The organism is Yoonia sp. (assembly GCF_042093035.1).
In the GTDB taxonomy this organism is placed as follows: domain Bacteria; phylum Pseudomonadota; class Alphaproteobacteria; order Rhodobacterales; family Rhodobacteraceae; genus Yoonia.
On sequence record NZ_JBELFI010000159.1, the window covers coordinates 1 to 4,333 of the forward strand.

6 protein-coding genes are annotated in these 4,333 nt (G+C 57.1%); all 6 read left to right on the forward strand.

Annotated elements, in window-relative coordinates:
• Positions 1 to 509: arginase family protein (locus ACFDSS_RS13730; RefSeq protein WP_375256289.1), on the forward strand; the 509-nt coding region annotated here is incomplete at its 5' end.
• The gene (gene speB / locus ACFDSS_RS13735) at positions 509 to 1,450 is read left to right on the forward strand and encodes an agmatinase (RefSeq protein ID WP_375256290.1); all 942 of its coding nucleotides are present in this window, start codon (positions 509 to 511) and stop codon (positions 1,448 to 1,450) included. The genes ACFDSS_RS13730 and speB, both read left to right, overlap by 1 nt.
• A gap of 58 nt (positions 1,451 to 1,508) precedes the next feature.
• On the forward strand, positions 1,509 to 1,940 hold the full coding sequence (locus ACFDSS_RS13740; protein WP_375256291.1) for a DUF1499 domain-containing protein: 432 nt from the start codon (positions 1,509 to 1,511) through the stop codon (positions 1,938 to 1,940).
• A gap of 18 nt (positions 1,941 to 1,958) precedes the next feature.
• Positions 1,959 to 3,014: a peptide chain release factor 1 gene (gene prfA, locus ACFDSS_RS13745; RefSeq protein WP_375256292.1), complete on the forward strand. Its 1,056-nt coding sequence runs from the start codon at positions 1,959 to 1,961 to the stop codon at positions 3,012 to 3,014.
• Positions 3,011 to 3,808 (forward strand): peptide chain release factor N(5)-glutamine methyltransferase, encoded by a 798-nt coding sequence (prmC, locus tag ACFDSS_RS13750; RefSeq protein WP_375256293.1) that lies wholly within the window; start codon positions 3,011 to 3,013, stop codon positions 3,806 to 3,808. The genes prfA and prmC overlap by 4 nt, the downstream gene beginning before the upstream one ends.
• A 195-nt stretch (positions 3,809 to 4,003) precedes the next feature.
• The coding region (locus ACFDSS_RS13755) for a DUF4167 domain-containing protein (protein ID WP_375256294.1) at positions 4,004 to 4,333 on the forward strand (330 nt) is incomplete at its 3' end.

Below are 4,333 nucleotides of genomic sequence, written 5' to 3' on the forward strand. Positions count from 1 at the left end.
GCCCGATGTCTGTTGTGCAGTTCGATGCGCATTCTGACCTTTGGCCTGACGATGACATGGGCCGCATCGATCACGGTACCTTTATGTATAAGGCTGTGAAACTGGGATTGGTGGATGTCACACGCTCCCTGCAGATTGGCATTCGCACGGATTGCGAAGACTATCTTGGCATGCCCTTTATCGATGCTCGCGGTTGCCATGAACAGGGTAGCGGATGGGTCGCAGAGCAGATCAAGGACCGTGTTGGCGATCATCCGGCTTACGTGACCTTTGATATTGACGCGCTAGATCCAGCCTTCGCGCCGGGGACAGGGACGCCTGTCTGGGGTGGGCTCGCGTCCTGGCAGGCCGCCGCGATCTTGCGCGATATGGCGGGGGTCAATTTGGTAGGAGGCGATATTGTCGAGGTCTCCCCACCCTATGACACGACAGGCGCCACCGCGATTGCCGGCGCCCATGTCGCAATGGAGATGTGCTGTCTGGCACTTTGGAACAAGAGGAAATCCTGATGCCAAATATGCCCATATCCGGAAATGATCTGGCCCGTTTCTCTGGTCCGCAGACGTTTATGCGTCTGCCTGACGCCTGCATCGCGGAGGGTCTTGATGTCGGGTTTATCGGCATTCCGATGGATATCGGCACCTCTTGGCGCTCTGGCACGCGCATGGGGCCAAAGCAATTGCGCGAGCAATCGGCGATGATCCGGCCTTATAATATCCAAACGGGTGCGGCCCCGTTTGATGCTTTGCAATGTGCAGACCTAGGCGATGTGGCCGTCAACACGTTTTCACTCACTGACAGTATTCGTTTGATAACAGAGACATATGCTGCACACCTCAAGCATGATTTCATACCGATGACCTTGGGCGGCGACCATACGTTGACCTTGCCCGTGCTGCGCGCTGTGGCGGCCAAACACGGGGCCTTGGCACTGGTACATGTGGACGCCCATGCCGATGTAAACGATGAGATGTTTGGTGAACGTGAAACCCACGGCACCGTCTTTCGCCGCGCTTATGAAGAGGGCCTCATCACGGCCGACAAGGTTTTCCAGATCGGGTTGCGCGGCACCGGCTACACGGCCGATGACTTCACCGAGGCCGCAGATTGGGGCTTCAACCAATATCTTGCGTCTGACCTTTGGCATAAGTCGCTCAGCCCGCTCGCCGCCCAGATCAAGGCCAAGATCGGCGACCAACCTTGCTATATCACCTATGACATCGACAGTCTGGATCCCGCCTATGCCCCCGGCACGGGCACGCCTGAGATTGGTGGCCTGACCACGCCGCAAGCGATGGAGCTGATCCGCGGCTTGCGTGGGCTCAACATCGTAGGCTGTGATCTGGTAGAGGTGTCTCCGCCATATGACACGTCTGGGAACACGGCCTTGACGGGTGCAAACCTGATGTTTGAGATGCTCTCGATTTTGCCCGGTGTGCCCTACAGATAGCGCATTTTTGGCCTATGTGGGTCATCAAAGAAACCTTTCATCGCCTTCGGGGAGTGTCATGCGCATTATCATCATTTTGGGCCTGCTTCTGGTGGGGCAGTTCGCCTACATGCGTTTTGCGCCTGCCAGTGTTGCGAAATTCCATCAACTGCCGCAGGTCAATGCCCCCGGCGATGTGGCATATTGGGGCGGCTATCTTGCGGTCAGGCCGATCTCTGAGCCAGCCGAGACTGTGCTTGCTGCGTTGCAGGACATTGCGTTGAACACGGACCGTACCCTGCGTTTTGCGGGTCGCCTTGATGAAGGCATGATAACCTTTCAAACCCGGACGAAGGTCTTGGGCATCCCCGATTACACGACCGTTGCCGTCAAGAATGATTTGCTGTTTATTTATGGACGTTTGCGCTTTTCCTACTACGATCAAGGCGTCAATAAAGCCCGCGTTCTGGCGTGGCTTGACGCGCTTGGCCCCTTGACCGCCCCGCTTTGATCGGCCACTTCCAATCCTATGATCGCACCTGATAAAATTGAACAACTCATCGACCGTTTCCAGTTTTTGGAGGCGAAGATGGCCGATGGTTCTGCCGGCAATGAGATTGCGAAGCTGGGCAAGGAATATGCGGACCTGCGCCCGGTCGTGGAAACCGTTACCGCCTACAAAGACCTTTTGGCGCAAATCGCGGATGCGGAGGCGATGCTCGGTGATCCTGAGATGAAAGAGCTCGCAGAGATGGAGCTACCGGAACTGCGCGCCGCACTGGATGCCTCAGAACACGACGTGCAATTGGCGCTCTTGCCAAAGGACGCCGCCGACGGGCGCCCTGCGTTGCTGGAAATCCGGCCCGGGACTGGCGGTGATGAAGCCGGTCTCTTTGCCGATGATCTGCTGCGAATGTACCAACGTTATTCCGAAGGGCAGGGCTGGCGCTTTGAAATTCTCGAAGAAAGCCGCAGCGAGTTGGGGGGGATCAAGGAAGTTGTGGCCCGCATCGCAGGCGATGGTGTCTTTGCAAAGTTGAAATACGAAAGCGGGGTGCATCGCGTCCAACGTGTGCCCGAAACCGAAAGCGGCGGGCGTATTCATACCTCTGCGGCGACCGTGGCCGTACTGCCTGAGGCGCAGGACGTGGATATTGAGATCAACCCGTCCGATATCCGCATCGATACGATGCGCGCATCCGGCTCTGGCGGGCAGCACGTGAACACCACCGACAGTGCGGTGCGCATCTTGCATGAACCCACCGGTATCATCGTTGTGAGTTCCGAAAAATCCCAGCACCGCAACCGAGAGATTGCAATGCAAGTCCTCAAAACCCGCCTGTTCGATCTTGAACGCCAGCGGGTGGACAGTGAACGCTCTGCTGATCGGAAATCTCAGGTCGGCTCCGGCGATCGCTCAGAGCGGATCCGTACCTATAACTTCCCGCAGGGGCGCATGACGGATCACCGGATCAATCTGACGCTCTATTCGCTTGGGCAGGTGATGCAGGGCGATCTGGAAGAGGTCATCACCGCATTGCAGGCCGATGCACAGGCCACATTGCTGGCAGAGATGGGCGCGTGAGCGAAGATGATGCGCTGCGCGAAGGGGCGCTGAAACTGTTGGAAGCAGGTGTCCCTGACCCCGGGCGCGAGGCGCGGCTGTTGTGGCGCGCCGCAAATGACGCGCAAACCTATTTTGCAATGATTGCTGAACGCGCCAGACGCAAGCCGATGTCGCATATCTTGGGTTACCGGGATTTCTACAAACATCGGTTCATCGTTACTCCCGATGTATTGGACCCACGCCCTGAAACTGAAACCTTGATTGAAGCCGCATTGCAGGTTGGCTTTGACCGCGTGCTGGATTTGGGGACGGGCAGCGGGTGTGTCTTGCTGTCACTCTTGGACGAACGCAAGGCGGCCACAGGTGTGGGGACCGATATCTCCAAGCCAGCGTTGGACGTCGCCGGGCGCAATGGCGCGGCAATTGGCGTGGGAAAACGCGCCGTTTTCACGATTTCAGATTGGTTTGCGACAGTGGAAGGCACATTCGATCTGATCGTCTCCAACCCGCCCTATATCGCCTTTGATGAAATGGACGTGTTGCAGCCGGAGGTGCAGCTCTTTGAACCATTCAGTGCGCTCACGGACGGGGCTGACGGGCTGAGCGCCTATAGCGCAATTGTCGCGGGTGCGTCGGCATTTTTGCGCCGCGGCGGATCCCTGATGGTGGAGATTGGGCCAACGCAGGGACAGACCGTGCAGAAAATGATGCAGGATGCGAAATTCACCGATGTATCGGTGATACCCGATCTGGACGGGCGCGACCGTGTTGTCATTGGCAAAAAACCGCAAAATCACGAACTTTCGTCGTAAATTTGTGCATTTTGCGTAATTTGGGCTTGTCTTGGCCCCATCCAACCGCTTATTTAATGGGTATCGACAGGGACGAGGCTCGCCACTGACCCCCCTGAGATTAGTCGCCAAACATCGCAAGGCCCAACCCTCGGACGCGCAAAAATAGCGCGATATGGCCCGCGCAACGACAGCCAAAGGCTTGAAAGCACTTACATGAGATCATCGAAGTCACGGTCGCGGAATAAGAACCGCAATAACCGGCCCACGGGCGGGAACATCATCAATCGGGTTTTTGATAGCTCCGGTCCAGATGGCAAGGTGCGCGGGACCCCGCAGCAAATCATCGAGAAATATAATCAGCTGCACCGCGATGCCGTTCTGTCTGGCGACCGAGTGGATGCTGAAAACTTCGCCCAACACGCAGAACATTACACGCGCCTGCTCGCAGAGGCCCAACGAGAGGTGGATGCCAAACGCGAAGAGCAGGAAGAACAAAACCGCCAGCGTCAGGCAGAGCGAGACCGCGAACGCCAGGACCGGTTG

Coding starts and splice junctions, on each gene's coding strand:
- speB (WP_375256290.1), top strand. CDS start 509: ATGCCAAATATGCCCATATCCGGAAATGATCTGGCCCGTTTCTCTGGT.
- prfA (WP_375256292.1), top strand. CDS start 1,959: ATGATCGCACCTGATAAAATTGAACAACTCATCGACCGTTTCCAGTTT.
- ACFDSS_RS13740 (WP_375256291.1), top strand. CDS start 1,509: ATGCGCATTATCATCATTTTGGGCCTGCTTCTGGTGGGGCAGTTCGCC.